This window comes from Stieleria marina (assembly GCA_007741555.1).
In the GTDB taxonomy this organism is placed as follows: domain Bacteria; phylum Planctomycetota; class Planctomycetia; order Pirellulales; family Pirellulaceae; genus K23-9.
In genome coordinates this window covers 3,380,191-3,399,061 of sequence record CP036526.1, presented here as the reverse complement: position 1 = coordinate 3,399,061, position 18,871 = coordinate 3,380,191, and the positions used below count along the sequence as shown (strand labels likewise).

The window sequence follows — 18,871 nt, the reverse complement described above, 5'->3', positions numbered from 1 at the left end:
GGGAAACGCAATACCTTTGAACGGTTAATCGGTTGGCACATAGACTCACGCCGTATCGCGACTCGTTACGGCAAACTGCTCGGTTCCAAGTTGGCATTCATCAAACTCGCGGCAATACGAAGAATGCCAAAAAGTACTTAAAGGACAGTACCTAAGGTGCTGGTCATTGTCATTCGGCACCTGCCTCGCTTGATCCACCGGACGCAGGCTGACTCTTCATCTTTTGTCTCCATGACGCAAGAAGCATCTTCTTGATCCGTACTTGAGGTGGCGTGGCCAAACCGCGCGCCCATGGCAGGCGAATCGCGACGGGGCTGCTTGTGGAAATCACGATTCCTTCAGCGATTTCTCCAGAAACGTCCATGCCCAGAAAGTCGCCATCGAACGACACGGAATCCACGCTCGCGTTGATAGGGAACTTGTATCCGTACCAATGTCCAGGCTCTCTTAGACTTTGGAGGTAAAGATAGTCTCGAGGCCCCTTCTCCCAGACAATCGCTGCTTTCCGAACTTGGACCAATCGCGCGTCGCCGTCATAGCAAACCCACGGCGATTCACTTGCCATTCGCAACAGAGCTTCGGCGCGTGCCGGTGATAAGTCACGCATCACCCGGTGCACTTCCAGCAGACGTCCCTCGCGCGATTGCATACGGAAGAAGCTTTCAGACTTCCGTGCGGCTTCGCGACGTTGCATCGCCACCCATCCAAAGACAACTGCAGCAATCAATGGGACAACGATCACGACCGTCTTGAGATTCAGTCTTCTCACTTTAATTAACCAACGAACGCTAAACGTGACCGGGAATGACGAGCAAATTTATCATTTGTAAAAGCACCAAGACGTCCGACGTGTGAATGGCAAGGTTCTCAACACTGCTAGGCGCTACCATCGATCGAGCCAGTCGCGAAAACTCTTGATTTCGCTGCCCGTAGGAAAATGATCGAATGTCCTCTCAAACACTACCCATTCATCATGCCCATCACTATACATCACGCCTACTTCGCCGATTTGCCAACGAGCGTCTTCGACATCAGGGGCGTCCTCGTGCCGGTAGGCCAGCGCCAGCCGATGCCTGGCACCGCCTGAAGTGACGAACAGAGCCTCTTGGCGCGGCCCCCATACGCCCGCAGCAGGAAACGAAGTGACGTCAATCAGATGAATTGAAAGTGAACTTGAGATCGAAAGGTCCGCGCGAAGCGATTGTTCGACACCAGCGTCGGTGAATTGGCAACCGTACGTACACACGAATACACAAGCGAGAATTGCAATCACAGTAAGCACAATTCGGCGTTGCATGTCGCGTTAGCGCCTGCGCTGGGCATCCATGTCGGGAAACGGAAGAGTTCAGCGAGCACCGCGAACTGGTGCTCCCGATAGATAACACCGATGTCGCACTTCGGTGAACGCTCTGGCTTGTCGCGAGTTATCAGCAATCAATCTGCGTGCATCACGCAACGAGTACACATCATAGGCACAGTCCCACCTCAAAAATGTCCCATGGCGATGCCGCCGAGTGGCCAGTGCACGTTTCGCCTCGCTTCATTGTGGAAAAACCAAGCAGATCGCCCCAGCAAATTCGACGGCGTTCCCTGGGGAGGCGAGCGAAATTCGTATTAAGTGATCGTTCTACTTGATGGTGACGTTCGATTTCTAGGCGAAGCAAGTTTAAGCATCACGTCCGTCGACGAACGTCCGCGACCACCAAGTCGCGGCAATGTGCTTTCCATCAAAATGCGTGACACGCGACTTCGGCAAACCACATCCTTCCCCAAGCTATCGCCAATGCGTGAATAGCGGCGCATGAACGGCCTAGGTCGTCCGGACCAACACGACCACCTTCTCCAGTAGTAGCGACGTCCCGAACAAAAAGAAAGCAATCCCGCTCAGCCAAATCGTAGCCCCGGTGAACCAAATTCGACGCGATAGCGAAACGTGCTTTCGGACCATCCAAAGCGAAACCAGCATCGGCATCGTCGTGACCATAATGACCGTCGCCAAGATCAAGATCGCAGTGGCGAACCCCTGAACCAGAGCTGCTGCCATCAACTCCTTGTCGTCCATTCCCGGTGGAACGGGACGCCCCGGCTTCAGCATGGCCACAACCACACCGCACGCCATCTGGCAGAAAATCACAAGAACCATGGCTAGCGTTTGCAAAATCAGCCCGGTCGAGACAAGCAGACTATTCGTCGCCGGTAGACACGCAGCATAGAGCATCATCGCGAGTCCAATTACTGGCACGACACTGAAGTGATGGCGTTGAAGAATTACCGAACTGGAATCGATGATCGTCAATATCACGGGCGTCGCGCAAACCACCAGCATTCCCGCGACGAAGTGGATACCAGTCGCGATGTGCACATACCGCGCAGGCGAACTGATTCGTTTGGTGACGGAATGCTCATCGCGACGCCTTCTCGGAGTCGTATCAATGTCAGGCAATATGTCGACGCTTTTCTCGGCCATCATACTCAATCGAACTAGTATCGGGCGCACGGCTAGCGAAGCAACAAAAGCATTCGCGACGACGCCGCAAATCCTCGTCGCGTAAACGACCAACATTACGAGCTTGGCCAACGTGGTTTCCCTCTGGAAAAGTTCGACGCGGTCGTTCGGTGCCTACCATGGTTATCCGCATTCTACTCTCCGCCAGCGTCATGGGCACCCAAAACATCTCGTGGGTGAATGCATCCCATCTGCGTAGGCACGCCTGCCTGCCATCATCCGAAAGCGTTAGCCATTCATCGTATGTCTCGATCACAGAAAGACTAAACCTAGTGGCAGAACGGCGGCGTTGTCCGAGCACCGCCCATGTGGTTTCCATTTGTAAAAACCTAATGCGGTACTTCGGTGAATCTCATGGTTTCTCGCCCGGTTCCGCGATGTAAGCACGTGTGACGTATCCCGTCGTGCTGTAAGCGGCATGGCACTTGATGCAGGAGTCTATCCTCCCGCGAGCGTGAACGCGACGCGATCGCCCATCGACAATCGAATACTCCCAGTCTCCATTGTCTGCATCGTACCCAGCTTTCATCTTTCGCATGACTGTATACAGTTCAACGCGATTGGGATGGTCTTTTGGGAATTTGGATTTGACGATCAGTGAGCCGACCAGATAGTCAATGCCGCCAGAACGCATGAAGGGCTCGGCGGCTTTTGAGACGTAGACGTGACAGTAGGCGGGAGTGATAAATCCATCATGCATCTGGTGTGGCTTTTCGATTGGCTTGCGACACAGAAGGGCTGTCGAATCAGCCATCTCATGTGGATGCTTCGTAATGCGAATTAGGCGATCGATTGTAGTTGCCTGATCCGATAGTAAAGAGTCACCATAGTCAGCATGCGCTGTGAAGGAGGCGGCAACCAATATTGCTGCAATGAGCCAGCGAACAGTCGAGTGAGTTGCCATGAGTACTTCGTCGAGTAACAGCCAGCATCACCGAGTCGGGAAAGGCGATTGTCCATTCGCAAAACCTCGCAAGCCCGACTTCGGTGAATGCAATGGTTATCCGTCGGCTTGCGTGGGTTTTCGACTCGCGCTCCATTGGTCAAACATTCCCGCCCACTGCCCAATAAGAGCACCGAGTAAAGCACCGATAGCACCGTAGCCAAGCAAAAATCCGATCAAGATAGCATAGAGCCATGACGACGAGTCGGAAGTCGCCTGTGACGCAAAAAAGGGGGGCAAAATCAACGCCAGCATGGCAATCAATCCGACGGTATACATCGTAGTGATTCCCGAAGCTGCACCGATCTTCATCAGCGTCGATGATTGTGTATTTCCGTTGTGTATCGAACGGGTCACGACAAGAAACGAAACATACAACGAAGGAAGCATCAGCCCAAGCGGCGGAATGTATTTAAGCAGGGTGAAGAAAACCGCAACGACGGTGATGAGTTCAAAGAGTTTTGCAATACGAAATCTCATGGATCTTCACTCGGATAACGTCCGTGATCACCGAGCCGGTACGGTTGATCATCCATTTTCTAAACCACGCGCAAGACCGGCTTCGCGTGAATCACATTGTTATTTGCGGTCACCTAGGGATCAGTGAACGCTACAGCGCGGTTCAACAAAAGCTTGATGTCCGTGTTTTTTAACCATGCTTCCCACTCTGATTTATTTTGTAGCCTCTGGTCCGATAACTGCTGAAGTGCGGCGACGCTGCAAGCACTGAGCGCACCCCCTGGAGCTGCGCCTCTGGGGGTTCCAACCGAAACGTGCCCCTGACTGGATTCACTATTGGCAATTAGCCACTCGACCCCCTCGGTTTCAGCCAATTGAGCAAGGCCAACTGCCGCGTGAAATTTCGCGCTGTCTGAACGGTTATCGTTACGAAGAACTGATTGCAAAAATTCCTTTGTTTCAGGAACTCTGGAACGTGCAAGTGCGACCACGTAATGATCCAGTTTAGATCTGTCAGCTTTCTCACCGCGTTGGACAAGTTCTGCAACGACGTTCGGACCAAGGCGCACAGATGCTAACCAGGCACTAATCTCACCAGTCTCCTTCTGTCTGCGAATTGTGTAGCGAGCCAAAGCATCCGTTGCCAGCATTTTCCCAAGCACTCGAACGCATCCAATTTCACTCTGCGAATTCTCACTACGAAGTTCAGCCAGAACGTTTTTCCAAAACCCTGTGTTCCTTCCTCGCTCGGCAACAATGTGCGTAGCTGCCATGACTGTCTTGGTACTAATCTTCACTTGCCGTGTGATATAGGTCTCAAACAACCTCTGGCAGATCTCGTCAGGCTTTGGATCCTGAGCTTCGGCAATTCTGCCGAGCAATAAAAAACAGGCCAAGAGAATTAAGACTGTCGTTCGACTTTTCATCTGAAGAACCTTTCTCTAAGCACATAACGGTGGACATCACGGAGGACGGACAATTGATCATCCACTTCAAAAGACATGCAAGCCGTCCTTCCGTGCATGTCATGGTTCTGTCTTCGGTCTTCCCAGCCTCTGGTGAGACTGTTGGTAGAGTCAGCTGTTGAGCCCAAACGCGTCTCCGCGTACGCCGTACATGGCGCTATCCAGAATCTTCTGAATCGCAATGTTAAGTTCGTCGGGGGTCCGTCGTTCAGGCGGTAGGCCCATCCAAATGAGTTACAACACAATACGGAGCTGCTGTTCACTTGCCCTCATGGTTGTCGTAGGATCTGCGGTCGACTGGTCACTTGCGTCTGCAGGTTCCGTCTCAAGGCTACGCATGTAGTCGTCGGGATCACGTCGAAAATCATCCATTGCGTGAGTAAAAATGCGTTGGTACATGGTCTCAACAGCATTGACATCTTTTAACCGAAGCCAAGACGCGTAAATCGCGCGTTTTAAAGAGCCAACGAACACATGGATTTGTGACCGGAGTATCTCACTCGCTTGTTCGACTGATTCCGGATCGTTTGGATCGATAAAGACCATCGGCGATGTCCAACAGACAAATGACAGAACGGCGGACATCACCGAGGACCGCCAATGTGGTTTCCATTTGTAAAAACGTCATGCGGTCCTTCGTGTGCATGACATGGTTCTACGCAGTCTTGAGGCAAGCTAACGTCATGGCGTGATTTTGACGACATGCTCGTCTGTTGCATAATACACGTCTTTGTCGTGTGGCACATCATCGAGCGGACACGAGAATTTGAAACGATCGTCAAGCCAAATGCCCGCCGGAAAACAAAAGTCCTCGACGTGCAGATAAATCGCCTTGCCTCCGCTTACGCACTTAAGGCCATCCGTGACGTGCCCAAAGACTTCACCGTCTTCAGAAGTCTCCTCGTATGAACCACCAGGCAGCACTTCAACTACGGTCCATTCGTCTGCGTCCTTCGATCCGCAGCCAGCAAAAAAAAGGCAGATGCTTAGTAGACCAATTGGAAGGGAAAGGCGGCACATGTATCAGATCTATAACGTAGAACGGCCGGGTTAACCGAGGACGAGCGGTTGAGCAACCACTGCCAAAACGCGTTTTCGAGTTCTTCATGTGCAACCCATGGTTCGTCGCGTTTTGTTGTAGGGAAACGTATCAGATTCTATCTCGCGTCACATGACAAGTGAGTAACGCAATCGGAATCAGCGCGGCCAGAAAAAAATAGTCGGTCCAGCGAGTTGGCGATTCGGAGGGAAAGAGAGAAAACGCGAGGCAGATTGCCAGATTTGCGATCCCGAAAATCAGGCAATGCAAATAGGGACGGGTGCTGACGCTGTGAACCAGATGCCGCGCTCCGATGACAATCGGAGCAATGCTAATCAGCAACCCGGCGAAAGTGCCAAAAGGAGTGTCGTAGATCGCTGTTCCGCTCTCGCCACCAACGAGATAGACGACCGCAATTGAGACGCCAAACGCCAGTCCGAGAACCATGCTAAGGACGAAGGCATAGGCAATCGCCTTAAACGTCGGAACCCATTCGATCGTCATATGAAAACATGCACCTGTGTCGACGAACGACCGCCATCACCGAGTACGGCCGATTGATTTTCCATTTGCAAGAACCCGATGCCGTACTTCGGTGGATGGCATGGTTCGCCGCAATTGCAGCGGGGTCGCGTCAACCATCACAAACGACGGTGGACCAAATATATCAAGCGCATCGACCGCCTGCAAAGTGAATTCTGGCATGCGCTCACAATGCGTGCGCGAACTCATTTGTGGAACCTGGCGCAGAATCAGGCACTCGTTCGTGCGGCAGATGAGTGAGCCGGCGGAGTCGTAAATCCGCTGGTCAAACCTGGCGGATACGTTGAATGAGACCGTAAAGTGCGACTGCAGCGCCAACACCGTATGCCACAAAGGAACCGATGGGACCAAACGCGAAGAATCCGATGGCGCAACACACAACGCAGAATGCGGAGTAGATGTATGGTCCGCTAACGACACGATTGAGCATGGCAAGTACCTACGTCGGCGAACGGTAGACGTCACCGAGATCGCGTAGTGTGGTATCCATGTCAAAGTCCGCGTCATCGCGATCTTCGGTGCACGGCCTAGTTACGTGACGCGGCGTTGGCGAAGCGGAGGCCGATCAGCCAGTCCGATCGACGTTGGGCCGTATTGTAGCCGACCGAAGTAGGACCGAGCAAGTTTGACCGCGCATCGACGGCTGGACGATTCAGGGTGAAGTGTGGCAAAAAAATGCCGGCCAGAAAAATGCGAGACCAAGCGGCTCTGATCCGGATATTGAAGACGCGCATCAATCTCGGGCATTGGCGTTTCCGGCGTCAGATCGACCGAGCAACTTTTGCGGCATGAGCGACCGCGCACCAATCACGAATCCTGCCGACCGCGCAACAATCGAACGCGCAACCGAAGTGAGCTGAGAGCAACCACAACGACCAAGAGTCAGCCGTTCGATTCGATCACGTAACGATCGTGATCACCGAGTCCGGACGGTGGATCTTCCATTTCAAAATGCACGCAAGCCGGACTTCGGTGCATCACACTGGTTACCCGATTTCCGAACGCACGTGTGATGTTCAGATTTGCCCAAGATTGTCCCAGAATTTAAAGGCCCAGTACAGCGGAACATGAATCAGCGATGCCACGGTCGAAACTCCAGCAAACCCGACGAGTTTCGGTATTTGGGTCCGGTTCGATTGAACCGATCCGGTAATAATCAACCAGACAGCACAGGCGACTGGGAAAAAGTAGAGCCAAAATTTGGCAATCGCAACACCCGAGCCGTGTGGAATCGCAAACGCGATCATCGCGAGAACAACGCAGTCAATCGGGATCAGTAGGTGCCGACAGACGCTGATCCAACGCACCATTGGATCGCATGCCTGCGATTCTTGTGCAACACCGATGCGTTCGTCAGTTTCTAGTGCAGGATCGACGATGTCGCTCATTTCATTCGGGTAACGGCGGTCGTCACCGAGGACCGCCAATGTGGTTTCCATTTGTAAACGCGTCATGCGGTCCTTCGGTGCACGACTTGGTTATTTGCCTTCCGCATGGGATTCGCGTTCCAATTGCCGGAGACACCAGCGAGAGGTAACGTCCCCACGTCGATAGATGGTTAGTAGCTCTGGCGTTTGATTGTGTCGAGCAGGAAGAAAGCCAACCCACTTGGGAAACAGAGAACGACAATGCAGCCAGACATCGCCGTCGGGTTCGGGTTCGGAGTCATTCAGCATCACGTGAGTGCGGTAATGTCGGAGTTGCCGCAAACCGTCAATTACATCATTAGGTGTAGAATAACCTGTCTCATCGGACCATACGAGTGCGTCTGCGAGCATGTCGTATCTGACGCTAGCGTCAGTGTCTGGCGTACAGAGTGAATTCAAGTGATCAGCGTGAATCTCAAGTGCCTCCATTCCGTATGATTTGAGATCAGCCATTGGATCGCATCCAATACAAATAACGTCCGACATCACCGAGTACGCGCGGTTGATGTTCCATTTCAAAACGTCCGATGCGTTGCTTCGTGTCCAACGCATGGTTCTGTCCTGCCTTCGTGCGGCAGGTAGAGTGTTTTGGTTGAGTTCACATTCTAACGCCGAAACGAATCGAAATGCAAATCCGGCGTTGGCTTTGACCGCGCACCTGCCCCGTCGACGAGTTTCGCGAAGAGGCAAACATACACTCGATCGATCAGAACCGTTCCACTGGCAACAGCATTGCGAGTTGTTTGCCTTTGCCAAGCGTGAGGGCGTTGCCGGAAGTTCGTTGCTACCACTGGGAATCCGAGACTTGTTACCCAAGATGCACCGAGTCAATCAAAGCGAAGACCAAACAACGAGCCCCGCGTAACTGCGTCAACAGAATGTGCAAAATCCACGCCGCAAGTTCGATGATCCAACGCCAACATCAAATCCGCGCGACCAAGCAGTTGACGACTGCAAGAACGAGACGGCCAACTCTCAAAATCGACGAACGAAGGAGACGTCGTGGCCAAACAATCGATCGGCCACTGTCAGTGTCAGTGACAGAACGTTACACATCACCGAGCCGGGACAGTCGATGTTCCATTTGTTAAACCTTGCAAGCCCGGCTTCGGTGCATGTGATGGTTCGTTGGCAATTTGGCGTTACGGCACAAGTATGCGGTTAGGAGACGTCAAATACAGCTCCCAGAACCCCGCAAACGTTTCCGTGAGTATATCAAATGTGTTGCCGTCGGCGATCCAAACGATGGACGTATCCGAATCGGGATGGTCCGCAAGATGCAGTGCATAAACGTGGACCCAGATCGAGTGATCCGCGATTGCAAAGTACCGCTCGGCATCTGGGAGCCGGTTCCCAATTCCAGAGTAGTCGTGATACGGCTCAACGATCGCTGGGACTGTGTTGAGTTCGTCGATGGGCCAAAATCGATTGAGGTCATCGTCCATGTCAAGCAAGCCGTTGAATCGTTCGTAGAAAGCACGAACGTCGGGCGGGAGCGTCAATGCGAAACGATTCTCGAAAGCAGCGATTGCGTCGCCAGTTCCGCGCGCATCTGGAGTCACGTCTGCGAGATTCCAGTGCTTGGCAAGGCGATCAACAAAGGACATGGTCTTTAGTCCAACGAACGGCCGGCGTCACCGAGCACGGCCAATGTGGTTTCCATTTGTAAATATCGTATGACGTGCTTCGTGTGCACGCCATGGTTCCATCATATAAATGCGCGGCTGGTCGGTTGATCGCCAGGACCTTTCTGTTCAATCCTCGACTGAAGCGATCTCACGGCAAAGATCAACAAGGTCGCGAACGAAAGCCATCGAATCCACTGGTGCTGGAGCGTGATCTTGGTCTCGATGATCGCAAATACCCAAATCACTAAAAGAAGTGTAAGGACAACATAGTCGGCAGAGCGAAACCGAGGACGCGATCTTTGCCTTAGATGTTCGCCGATGCGGATCCCAATCGGAATCAAAAAGACGTGTGAAATCCCATGAACCATGGCACAAGCGTACTGCTTAGCTCCGGGCGGCGGAGAAAATGAAGTGATAACCCCAGGAAAAGCTCCCACGCTCGTAACCCAGATCAAGTATGCGGTGAAGCCTAGGGGAAATGCCACCGTGCGATACAAAAACGCGCGTGGGACTGAAGTGCAGGCAAGGAGAATAGAAACGCTCAGAAAGACGAGGTAAAGGCACGCAATAGGGCTGATCGCGTGCACGGCTTCCCTCCAGCCAGGAGTACAAAGAAGCCCTCTGATAGGCAACCAGCTAAGGTAACTTGCTATCACGAGGAGCTGTTTTGCCCCAAAGAACCCGCAGACAAGCAAAAGCAAGAAAGCGAAGTTTGGGACAAAAGCGCCGCTGCGAATCGTAGCCTCGTGGAGTTGATCCAAGGCGATTGGCGGTTGGTATGGTTTCGGGTCCATCGTGCTAAGTTCGCAAGATCTTTTTAACTGATGGAACGTCCGCCATCACCGAGGACGGCCAATGTGGTTTCCATTTGTAAACGCCCCATGCCGTCCTTCGTGTGCATGGCCTGGTTCTGCTCAATTATAGGGCGACGTGGAAGTCTTCGACATGCTCGACGTCACGTGAATCTTCCCAGGTGAGACGCACTTGATACGTCCGAGGACTTTGCATGTGAATTCCTGCAATCAATTTGATCCTTGACTGCGTTTTTAGCTCCGGATAGGGAAATTTCTCGCTAACTTCACTTTGAGAGAGAGGAGAGTCTGCGCAATCAATCAGTTCTAAGCGAAGATTGAAAGCACTGCCCTCGCCGCGATTAGCGATCAGAAATTTCCAATTCTTGCCAAGCTTCGTTAGATCGACGTGAAGCTTCGCCTGAGTCCGATCATGTGCTTCTTCTTCGATTTGGGACAGTTGCCTTTCCGCAAGCTTTGCCGTGATCGCTTCAAGCTTTAGCTGCTCCGCAGCGATTCCGCGTGTGCGTATAAGCGAAGTAACAGCGATAATTACGGAGACTAGCGAAATTGCAAGAGTCAAGAACTCGGTCAGTGTCATTTGAAGTGCTTACGGAGTTCCTTGGTCAGCTGTTGCTTTACCTGTTTCGTGACATGTTCTTTCGCTTTGTGCAATCCGTGCTCCTTAATGTCGGCAAGCACTACCTCAAAACCACACTGACCACATTTGACAAATGAGTCGTCGTCGAGTGGATCGGGCAGCTCAATTTCAGTTCCACCACATTCGGGACAAGGGATGCTAAACGTGTCGTCGATTTTCATGTGACTCCTTCAGTAGCAGAACGTCGGTCGTCACCGAGTCGGAAGAGACGACATTCCATTTGAAAAACACCGCAAGTCCGACTTCGGTGCACGACACTGGTTACCCGCTATTTTGAGCCTGGCTTTTCGGCCTTGCCAACAGGAATCATACGGATTACGAGCTGCTGTCGGGAATGATTGCCAACGGCAGTAAACTGCGTTTCGTAATCCTTGTGCGATGGGAAATCCACTTTGATCTCGTGCTTGCCTTTGTCAACGTTGAGATGCAAATCCATGCTCCAATCAAACACGAAAACGTCAGTTATGAATTCACCATCAAGAAACACCTTGGCGATCTCGATCGGAGCATTTGAATTCGTGCCAGTTCTTGGCTTCCCAGTGGAAGCAGTTCCCAATCCAAAACCGCCCATTCCCATTCCCAAGCCAAGTTCATTGTCCATATTCTTTAACGACGAACGGAGCGCCTTCATCTCTTCAATCTGTGCGTCACTGAGGAAAGTGATCTGAACGGATGAATAGTTCAAGATTTCGTTCACGACATCGTCAGAAGTGTCAGCGACAGAAAGGCAATTCCCCAAAGTATCGTCGGCAAACACTACAGCAGATTCGCCAGCTAGCGTGAACGAGACGGCTACAACCAGCAGGAATTTCATAACGGCATATCTCGCGCGCAATAGAAGTCGGGTAACGGTAGTGTTGACCGAGATCGCGCCTTGTGTCCTCCATTTCAAAAACCGCCTCATCGCGATCTTCGGTCCAACACATGGTTATCCGCCGATTCAATCGTCCAAGCCTGGAAATGATTCGACAGTCCAATTGAGGAGCGATTCGAGTTCCTCTGTTTCAGCATGGTAACCGACACTGTCCCACGCAGCGAGCGCAGATGCATGCGCGATGTATCGTGGGATTGTATCTGAGACCAATCCCACGACACGAATAACAGCCCATTGACCGTGAGCATTACCACTAAGCCTGAGTGCATGCTCCAAACCAGCCAACGCCGCATCAGTCCAGTCGGAAAATCCGCCATCACGAAGTTGGTTGTTCCACTCGTCGTCATCTAACGCAAGAGTGACTGCGAAATCGCGCGGCGACTCGGTACAACGAACATGGACACGAGCATACCCAATAGATTTCGGGCCATGGAAAACGCCTGTGCCGTCAGTCATGATTCAGTCGGATAACGCTAGATATCACCGAGGACGAGCGGGACGGCAACCATTGCCGAAAGGCGCCGCCGAGTCCTTCGTGTGCATATCCTGGTTACGATGGGCGTGTTGTCCGGTCCGCAGCGAAGTCCTGGCCACTCTGGAGCAAGGTCCCCTCGTGACATAATTGTAACGGCTCGCACCAACCGCCGCAAAGTGATCCGCGCACCGACCGAGCAACATCCGCCCTGGCCTCTGCGTCTCCGCGCGTCTGCGTTTCAATCGACCGAGCACCGACCGCATGATCGACCGCGCATCGACCGCGCATCGACCGCGTGCCGACCGCGCATCCAAACCGCAGCAATCAAGCGCATCAGGGCACCAAGAGAAAACGATGCCAGCCCTCGTAACGCTACACATCACCGAGTCGGGACGGTTGACGTTCCATTTGAAAAAGCCCGCAAGCCCGCCTTCGGTGCATGTGATGGTTATCCGCCGTTTGGGATGGTCGGCGGCTCCGCGTGCATCATGTTGTTATCCGGCCGATGTGAAATCACTTGCCATGGAAAACTGGATTGGCGTCATTTCCGTCGTCGGGTGCATAGGAATGGATTGTTGCGTAGCCCTCATGCACAAAAATAGTGTTGCAGTCACGGCACTGCCACATTGATCGCATTTTTCCAGCAATTGTTGTCCGCATCAAAAGCTGAGCTTCATCTTTCGCAATTCTCCCATCCGCAAGCTGGTCGATTACATCATCAAGCAATTCGTACAGCAGATCGCGATCCAATTCTGCGAGTAAAGTGGCCCTATATTCAGATCCGTTGGGTTCCCTGATAATTCTCCCACACGAGCATCGAATCGATATCTGGTCTATCAAAGGAGGTCCAGAATTGTTTGGGCTGAGTGAGCCGGATAACGTCTACCATCACCGGGCCGGGACGGTGGATGTTCTATTTGTGAAAACGCGCAAGCCCGGCTCCGGTGCAGGGTTTGGTTACCCGCCGTTTTGCCACCAGTTGTGGTCACCGTCGGGGTGCGATGCAAAGAACACATTGTTGCACGAAGGGCACTGTCCGCGGTCCCCAGCAGATCGAAAAGTGTGTGAGCATTTCGGGCAGGGGCGTTCGCGTCCAGCCCAGCGACGCTCCGCGGTTGTGATTGCATTTCGTTCCCGATCGTCGTCCGCGACGAGTTTTGCGAGTAATTGCGATCGTTCAGCAAGTTCAGCAGCGGCAACCCATTCAGGGTCGTCGAGGGCGTCGAGAATTGATTGTGGGTATGTGCCGGGACGCTGCATCGAGCGGTAGTTGTACGACTTGGTGAGTGCGAGATGGTCATGCCACGCCTTGAGGTCAAAACCGAAGTCTTGTCGCGTGATCGCAATGAGACGTTGCCGTCCACGAGTGATGCCCTCGGATAGCGAAGAGTATCTGAGCATCGGAAGCGAACCGCGCGTCATCAGATGCATCGCGGACTGGCTTGGCGTGTACCTCATTGGGAGTCGTTGAATTTCAGTCGGATAACGGCGGCGATCACCGAGGACCGCTAATGTGGTTTCAATTTGTAAACGCGCCACGCGGTCCTTCGTGTGAATCGCATGGTTATCGTCTAATTCTAACCGCCAGCGAATACGCGGGGTGGTCGACCAACATCAAAAAGTTGATGGCCGTAGTCAACCGTCTGTTCGTTGCGAACGAGCACATCTGTTATGACGCACGACATCCCAGCCGGGATCTCATTGAAGATCTTCATTGATTCAACGATCCCGATGATTGTATCTGGTCGGCACAAGTCGCCGGGTTGCACAAATGGTGGAGCGTCGGGATCTGGAGCGACATAGAATTTGCCAACCAACGGGGACCGAATTTGTAGCGGGATGACACTGTCCAACCAGCGCGGGTCTACGCCTTCAAAAACGCCGAAAGACTGAAGCCTGCCCTCAAGCTCAAGTAGACGCTTCTCGCCAGCGACTCGTTCAAGCTCAAGGCGTAGATATTCGCCGCGACTATCGCTTTGAGAAGAAAGCCAATCGGCGTACGACTGAAGCAGTGCTTCGTCTCCTGGCGAATCATGGATAGCACGAAGAAAGGAGTGTTCGTCATCCATTTTTGTACGCTTACCTAGTGACGATAACAGTGGACATCACCGAGATCGCGTCATGTGGCATCCATGTCAAAGACCGCTTCATCGCGATCTTCGTGTGCATGTCATGGTTATGCGCGGTCTGTGTGTGATGCGGCAAAGTGTTGGGTTGTGTTGAGTGTTTGATCGTATCGGCGAGTGGAATCGAAGTGCAAGTTCCGCGCATCTCCGGTGCACGATTGGCTGACGAATTGACTCGGCATGGACGCTGCCGAAGTCGAAAACATGCTGCCAGCCGATCACAAGCGATCCAGTGGCATCATCCGTCCGAGCACCGGAAGGACGGTCGATGTGGCCGATGTGAACGCCCCTATCGGCACGCAACGATCACAACCGAAGTCGAAACGCTGCCGCCCGCAGATCAAGCATGTCCCAACGCGATCACGACCGCGCACCAATCGACCGCCGCAACGACCGCGCAATCAATCTCCAGCATGATCGACCGAGCACCCCATGACCGCGCAAACAGCGCCAAGAACAGACAAGCCATCACCAACGATTACGTCCATGCGATTCGTCGCATAACAGTGGACATCACCGAGATCGCGTCATGTGGCATCCATGTCAAAGACCGCTTCATCGCGATCTTCGTGTGCATGTCATGGTTATGCGCGGTCTGTGTGTGATGCGGCAAAGTGTTGGGTTGTGTTGAGTGTTTGATTGTATCGGCGAGTGGAATCGAAGTGCAAGTTCCGCGCATCTCCGGTGCACGATTGGCTGACGAATTGACTCGGCATGGACGCTGCCGAAGTCGAAAACATGCTGCCAGCCGATCACAAGCGATCCAGTGGCATCATCCGTCCGAGCACCGGAAGGACGGTCGATGTGGCCGATGTGAACGCCCCTATCGGCACGCAACGATCACAACCGAAGTCGAAACGCTGCCGCCCGCAGATCAAGCATGTCCCAACGCGATCACGACCGCGCACCAATCGACCGCCGCAACGACCGCGCAATCAATCTCCAGCATGATCGACCGAGCACCCCATGACCGCGCAAACAGCGCCAAGAACAGACAAGCCATCACCAACGATTACGTCCATGCGATTCGTCGCATAACGTTTGCCGTCACCGAGATCGCGTAGTGTGGTATCCATGTCAAAGTCCGCGTGATCGCGATCTTCGGTGCACGGCCTGGTTACGTGACGCGGCGTTGGCGAAGCGGAGGCCGATCAGCCAGTCCGATCGACGTTGGGCCGTATTGTAGCCGACCGAAGTAGGACCGAGCAAGTTTGACCGCGCACCCTTTTGACCGCGCACGTCTTTTGGGCATGAACGACCGCGCATCCGTTTCGGGCACTCTCGTCCGCGCACCAATCTTGGGCATTGGCGTTTCGGAGTCGCATCGACCGCGCAACTTTTGCGGTATGAGCGACCGCGCACCAATCACGAATCCTGCCGACCGCGCAACAATCGACCGCGCAACTGAAGTGAGCTGAGAGAAACTAAAGCGTGTTCAAGTCAGCCGTTCGATTCGATCACGTAACGGTGGACATGACCGAGTACGCGCAGTTGATGTTCCATTTGTAAAGACTCGATCGCGTACTTCGGTCCATGTCATGGTTCCCCACTTCTTGTAGGGCATATATCATCGGTCGCTGGTGGAATCTGTAGTCCCCGTCGCAACTTCGACCCATTCTATCCGAAACGGACGAACGATCCGCCCGCTTTCAACTGGTATAGAGATTTTGGCGTCTTGCGTGTCGTAGGCGTTACGCTTTTCCGCACGAATCGAGTGGGGCAAAGATGTACCCGCGTCGTCGTGGTGCACTTGGGTCGTGTATCCGTTGTCCACGAGAATAGTGATTGCGTCATCGAGTTGCGTGCCATCGGCAAGGATCCGGTCGAGTTCACGTTCGATTACGCTTTTGCTTCCGTGGTACTCCGTTCTTACGCTGTAGATCGGGATGCTGCATCCGCAAACAAATGCCAACAGCAACATCGCAATGGCCCGTTGGAGCATGTATCCATCCATGTTGGGGAACGTCCGAGATCACCGAGTACGGCCATTGTGATCTCCATTTGTAAAATCCCGAAGCCGTACTTCGGTGAATCTCATGGTTCTGTCGCCAATCGTTTTTTCGGCCAGAAAGACCATGCTATCGTCAATGCCACCAATCCCAGCAATCCAAGTACTGATACACGTCCGATTCGTGCGCGCCTCATGTCCCTTCGCAACTTCATGCGCAGATCGTCTTCTGATGCATGCGACAAGGCGGACTGCAGTTGTTTCTGTGCGGCTCTCCAACCATCGAAATAGGGGATAGCAAACTCTTGCGTGGGTAGGTCGTAGTGTCGAGGGAAACGATCATCGCGCCAAGTCGGTGATTCGTCGTCAGTAATCTGAGTCTCCGCAAGAAAATGCTCCAGGCATTCCAACCAAAGAGACTCATGTGCGCGGAGATAGTGGCCAGGGCCGTCAATCGAAATGTACTCAGTATTTTCTGTCGTGAATTTCTCAGATGGATAGGTGATCTTGTCGCGAAACTGCGGTGGAACGAGTGGAGTTGTGTATCTAATCGCGCTTTGGTCGCTCAAGCTGTCAACACGTGAAAACGCGAACGACGATACAGCGAGCAGAACCACGGACGCGGCCAAAGACATAACGCAAACGTAACGCTGCAAAAGAAGCCTCATCTGCTTGACAGAACGGTCGCGTTGACCGAGCAACGCCATTGTGGTTTCCATTTCAAAACGCCCGATGCGTTGCTTCGTGTCCAACGCATGGTTCGCCGCTAATTGTACACTGCCCAGAGATAGTTGAGCGAATTGTCAGGATCATGCCAGACAGTTGTCACACCACCACGTGAAGAACGAACAATTACAAATTTCAGCAGACGTTCGGAGAATCCGTTGGGCGAGCCCATCCGAAGGACAAACGTCTCGCGTTCGGCAGCTATCACCGATGGCTTCAGGACATCATCAGCACCAGCAAGCCAATTCGGCGAGTCAGGATTATTGTTAAGCTCTGGCTTAAGGCCGCGAAGACGAGTTACCCACGTGTTGACCTCATTCGCGTCAGCATGAAACGTCGCTGAGTGTTGTCCGGAACCGTAGGTTATGGCGATCTGAGTTGCGTTTGGGGGAACGTCAACGAGCGAGTCAGCCGGAATGCTTGACGCAGCATCGAACGACTCGACCGTTGGTTCACAGCCGACCACGAAGGATAGCGAGCAAGCAATCAGTGTGGCAGCAATGCGGTGGTGTTCGATCATACTTTCAGTCGGCGAACGTTTGCCGTCACCGAGTACGGCGGTTTGATTTTCTATTTGTAAAAACTCGATGCCGTACTTCGGTGCACGGCATGGTTCCTCGCCTTCATTGTAGCAGCAAGCGTGATGTACTACCGCCTCTGCACCTGTCGCCAACGGGAAGTGACGACCGCAAGTGCCGAAACTATCAGTCGGAGTCGAGTGTCCTATCGGTGCGCCGCCCTACACGCCAGCCGATAAATGCGATCACCCAGGAAGGAAGTCCTATTGTCTGCAGGACCATCGCGGTAAGCAATCGCGATTCATTGCTGGGATCACCCGCAGGTGGATTTGGATTATTGGGAGCCGGGAGGCGGTTGAAAAGATCGAGAAATATCGGCACAACGAAGTAAAGTTGAATTGTGGTCACAACCAGCGCCGCACAAAACGCGAGATTCCGAACAAGACGCCAGCGTTTCGGATTCATAGTAGCGGTGTTGGCAGAACTAGGTACGACAAAAATCGCTCGAGGAACGTTACACATCACCGAGCCGGGACAGTCGATGTTCTATTTGCAAAACGCCGCAAGCCCGGCTTCGGTGTGTGATGGTTCGCCGCACGATCGAGCAACGCCAACCGGAGCAGTGTAAGTATACCACGAATGGCTACTGCTGACGTACATGCGCCTCCCACGCAATGATTGCGCTGTCGATTGATGTGACCCATTTCCCAGGTGGCACCACGAAAAAACGCGATGGATCGGGATTCGCGTTCGCTTCCATTGTGGCGGAAGAAAAGTCAGGTGCCACGGTCTTCTCAACAGTGGAAATGCTGATTCGGAGTCCACCGTGCATCGGCATTGAAATTGATTCGGGGCGATTCGGTAAACGCTCGACCTCGGACGCCCAGGAACGGAGCTTGTTGATCTGCGAAAAGTACCGGACTTGACGGTACGCATACGGACCCAGCGCGAAAATGAATGCAATGACGAGCATGAACGTCAGCAGTCGCCGAAGTGAGAATTGACTTGGCATGCTGTGTCTAGTTTTGTCGGCGAACGGCAGCGTTGACCGAGCAACGCCATTGTGGTTTCCATTTCAAAACGCCCTATGCGTTGCTTCGGTCCAACGCATGGTTCTGTCCTGCATCACGCGGCAGGTAGTGTGTTTAGTGTTGAGTATACATTCTAACGCCGAAACGAATCGAAATGCAAATCCGGCGTTGGCTTTGACCACGCACCTGCCTTGCCGACGATCTCCGCGAA

At 53.1% G+C, this 18,871-nt stretch carries 26 protein-coding genes; 4 read left to right on the top strand and 22 right to left on the bottom strand.

Going from position 1 to position 18,871, the window contains the following annotated elements; all coding sequences use genetic code 11:
• Positions 1-169: 169 nt before the first annotated feature.
• Together K239x_RS11860 and K239x_RS11855 are read right to left on the bottom strand one after the other, a co-directional pair.
• Positions 170-649 carry a hypothetical protein gene (locus tag K239x_RS11860; RefSeq protein WP_145418175.1) on the bottom strand — a complete coding sequence of 160 codons (480 nt, stop codon included), beginning with the start codon at positions 647-649 and terminating at the stop codon, positions 170-172.
• A 234-nt stretch (positions 650-883) separates the two neighbouring features.
• On the bottom strand, positions 884-1,297 hold the full coding sequence (locus tag K239x_RS11855; protein ID WP_145418173.1) for a hypothetical protein: 414 nt from the start codon (positions 1,295-1,297) through the stop codon (positions 884-886).
• Between the two features lie 321 nt (positions 1,298-1,618).
• On the opposite strand from K239x_RS11855, the gene K239x_RS28490 reads away from it, so the two are divergent.
• On the top strand, positions 1,619-1,795 hold the full coding sequence (locus K239x_RS28490) for a hypothetical protein (protein ID WP_419189956.1): 177 nt from the start codon (positions 1,619-1,621) through the stop codon (positions 1,793-1,795).
• Between the two features lie 15 nt (positions 1,796-1,810).
• Here K239x_RS28490 and K239x_RS11850 read toward each other — a convergent pair whose 3' ends face one another.
• From K239x_RS11850 to K239x_RS11820, 7 genes are all read right to left on the bottom strand, one after another.
• On the bottom strand, positions 1,811-2,578 hold the full coding sequence (locus K239x_RS11850) for a hypothetical protein (RefSeq protein WP_145418171.1): 768 nt from the start codon (positions 2,576-2,578) through the stop codon (positions 1,811-1,813).
• A gap of 280 nt (positions 2,579-2,858) precedes the next feature.
• The gene (locus tag K239x_RS11845; protein ID WP_145418169.1) at positions 2,859-3,260 is read right to left on the bottom strand and encodes a cytochrome P460 family protein; all 402 of its coding nucleotides are present in this window, start codon (positions 3,258-3,260) and stop codon (positions 2,859-2,861) included.
• A 246-nt stretch (positions 3,261-3,506) separates the two neighbouring features.
• Positions 3,507-3,929 carry a hypothetical protein gene (locus K239x_RS11840; protein ID WP_145418167.1) on the bottom strand — a complete coding sequence of 141 codons (423 nt, stop codon included), beginning with the start codon at positions 3,927-3,929 and terminating at the stop codon, positions 3,507-3,509.
• A 113-nt stretch (positions 3,930-4,042) separates the two neighbouring features.
• Positions 4,043-4,834 carry a hypothetical protein gene (locus K239x_RS11835; RefSeq protein ID WP_145418165.1) on the bottom strand — a complete coding sequence of 264 codons (792 nt, stop codon included), beginning with the start codon at positions 4,832-4,834 and terminating at the stop codon, positions 4,043-4,045.
• Between the two features lie 273 nt (positions 4,835-5,107).
• Positions 5,108-5,461 (bottom strand): hypothetical protein, encoded by a 354-nt coding sequence (locus K239x_RS11830; protein ID WP_145418163.1) that lies wholly within the window; start codon positions 5,459-5,461, stop codon positions 5,108-5,110.
• Positions 5,462-5,554: 93 nt separating this feature from the next.
• Positions 5,555-5,893: a hypothetical protein gene (locus tag K239x_RS11825; protein ID WP_145418161.1), complete on the bottom strand. Its 339-nt coding sequence runs from the start codon at positions 5,891-5,893 to the stop codon at positions 5,555-5,557.
• 130 nt (positions 5,894-6,023) lie between these two features.
• Positions 6,024-6,416: a hypothetical protein gene (locus K239x_RS11820; RefSeq protein ID WP_145418159.1), complete on the bottom strand. Its 393-nt coding sequence runs from the start codon at positions 6,414-6,416 to the stop codon at positions 6,024-6,026.
• A 322-nt stretch (positions 6,417-6,738) separates the two neighbouring features.
• On the opposite strand from K239x_RS11820, the gene K239x_RS11815 reads away from it, so the two are divergent.
• Positions 6,739-6,933, top strand: coding sequence for a hypothetical protein (locus tag K239x_RS11815; RefSeq protein ID WP_145418158.1), 195 nt, complete (start codon positions 6,739-6,741; stop codon positions 6,931-6,933).
• A gap of 538 nt (positions 6,934-7,471) precedes the next feature.
• Here the strand turns inward: K239x_RS11815 and K239x_RS11810 are convergent.
• From K239x_RS11810 to K239x_RS11765, 10 genes are all read right to left on the bottom strand, one after another.
• Entirely contained in the window at positions 7,472-7,909 is a 438-nt protein-coding gene (locus K239x_RS11810; RefSeq protein ID WP_145418156.1) for a hypothetical protein, read from the bottom strand.
• A gap of 24 nt (positions 7,910-7,933) precedes the next feature.
• Positions 7,934-8,434 (bottom strand): hypothetical protein, encoded by a 501-nt coding sequence (locus tag K239x_RS11805; RefSeq protein WP_145418154.1) that lies wholly within the window; start codon positions 8,432-8,434, stop codon positions 7,934-7,936.
• 590 nt (positions 8,435-9,024) lie between these two features.
• Positions 9,025-9,489 (bottom strand): SMI1/KNR4 family protein, encoded by a 465-nt coding sequence (locus K239x_RS11800; protein WP_145418152.1) that lies wholly within the window; start codon positions 9,487-9,489, stop codon positions 9,025-9,027.
• 939 nt (positions 9,490-10,428) lie between these two features.
• Positions 10,429-10,902: a hypothetical protein gene (locus K239x_RS11795; protein ID WP_145418150.1), complete on the bottom strand. Its 474-nt coding sequence runs from the start codon at positions 10,900-10,902 to the stop codon at positions 10,429-10,431.
• Complete coding sequence (locus tag K239x_RS11790; protein ID WP_145418148.1) at positions 10,899-11,123, bottom strand: ECs_2282 family putative zinc-binding protein; 225 nt, start codon at positions 11,121-11,123, stop codon at positions 10,899-10,901. The genes K239x_RS11795 and K239x_RS11790 overlap by 4 nt, the downstream gene beginning before the upstream one ends.
• A 107-nt stretch (positions 11,124-11,230) precedes the next feature.
• Entirely contained in the window at positions 11,231-11,776 is a 546-nt protein-coding gene (locus K239x_RS11785) for a hypothetical protein (protein ID WP_145418146.1), read from the bottom strand.
• 126 nt (positions 11,777-11,902) lie between these two features.
• Positions 11,903-12,292 carry a hypothetical protein gene (locus K239x_RS11780; protein WP_145418144.1) on the bottom strand — a complete coding sequence of 130 codons (390 nt, stop codon included), beginning with the start codon at positions 12,290-12,292 and terminating at the stop codon, positions 11,903-11,905.
• Between the two features lie 532 nt (positions 12,293-12,824).
• Positions 12,825-13,061, bottom strand: a complete 237-nt coding sequence (locus K239x_RS11775; protein WP_145418142.1) for a hypothetical protein — start codon at positions 13,059-13,061, stop codon at positions 12,825-12,827.
• A 207-nt stretch (positions 13,062-13,268) separates the two neighbouring features.
• On the bottom strand, positions 13,269-13,742 hold the full coding sequence (locus tag K239x_RS11770) for a hypothetical protein (RefSeq protein WP_145418140.1): 474 nt from the start codon (positions 13,740-13,742) through the stop codon (positions 13,269-13,271).
• Positions 13,743-13,888: 146 nt separating this feature from the next.
• Positions 13,889-14,380, bottom strand: coding sequence for a biotin/lipoyl-containing protein (locus K239x_RS11765; protein ID WP_145418138.1), 492 nt, complete (start codon positions 14,378-14,380; stop codon positions 13,889-13,891).
• A gap of 185 nt (positions 14,381-14,565) precedes the next feature.
• Here K239x_RS11765 and K239x_RS11760 point away from each other — a divergent pair, with 185 nt between their 5' ends.
• Positions 14,566-15,042, top strand: coding sequence for a hypothetical protein (locus tag K239x_RS11760; RefSeq protein WP_145418136.1), 477 nt, complete (start codon positions 14,566-14,568; stop codon positions 15,040-15,042).
• A gap of 57 nt (positions 15,043-15,099) precedes the next feature.
• Complete coding sequence (locus K239x_RS11755) at positions 15,100-15,501, top strand: hypothetical protein (RefSeq protein WP_145418134.1); 402 nt, start codon at positions 15,100-15,102, stop codon at positions 15,499-15,501.
• Positions 15,502-16,004: 503 nt separating this feature from the next.
• Here the strand turns inward: K239x_RS11755 and K239x_RS11750 are convergent.
• The 3 genes from K239x_RS11750 to K239x_RS11740 form a co-directional block, all read right to left on the bottom strand.
• Entirely contained in the window at positions 16,005-16,391 is a 387-nt protein-coding gene (locus K239x_RS11750; protein ID WP_145418132.1) for a hypothetical protein, read from the bottom strand.
• A 760-nt stretch (positions 16,392-17,151) separates the two neighbouring features.
• A complete protein-coding gene (locus K239x_RS11745; RefSeq protein ID WP_145418130.1) occupies positions 17,152-17,631 on the bottom strand; it encodes a hypothetical protein in 480 nt (159 codons plus the stop codon).
• Between the two features lie 641 nt (positions 17,632-18,272).
• On the bottom strand, positions 18,273-18,641 hold the full coding sequence (locus tag K239x_RS11740) for a hypothetical protein (RefSeq protein ID WP_145418128.1): 369 nt from the start codon (positions 18,639-18,641) through the stop codon (positions 18,273-18,275).
• Positions 18,642-18,871: the final 230 nt, after the last annotated feature.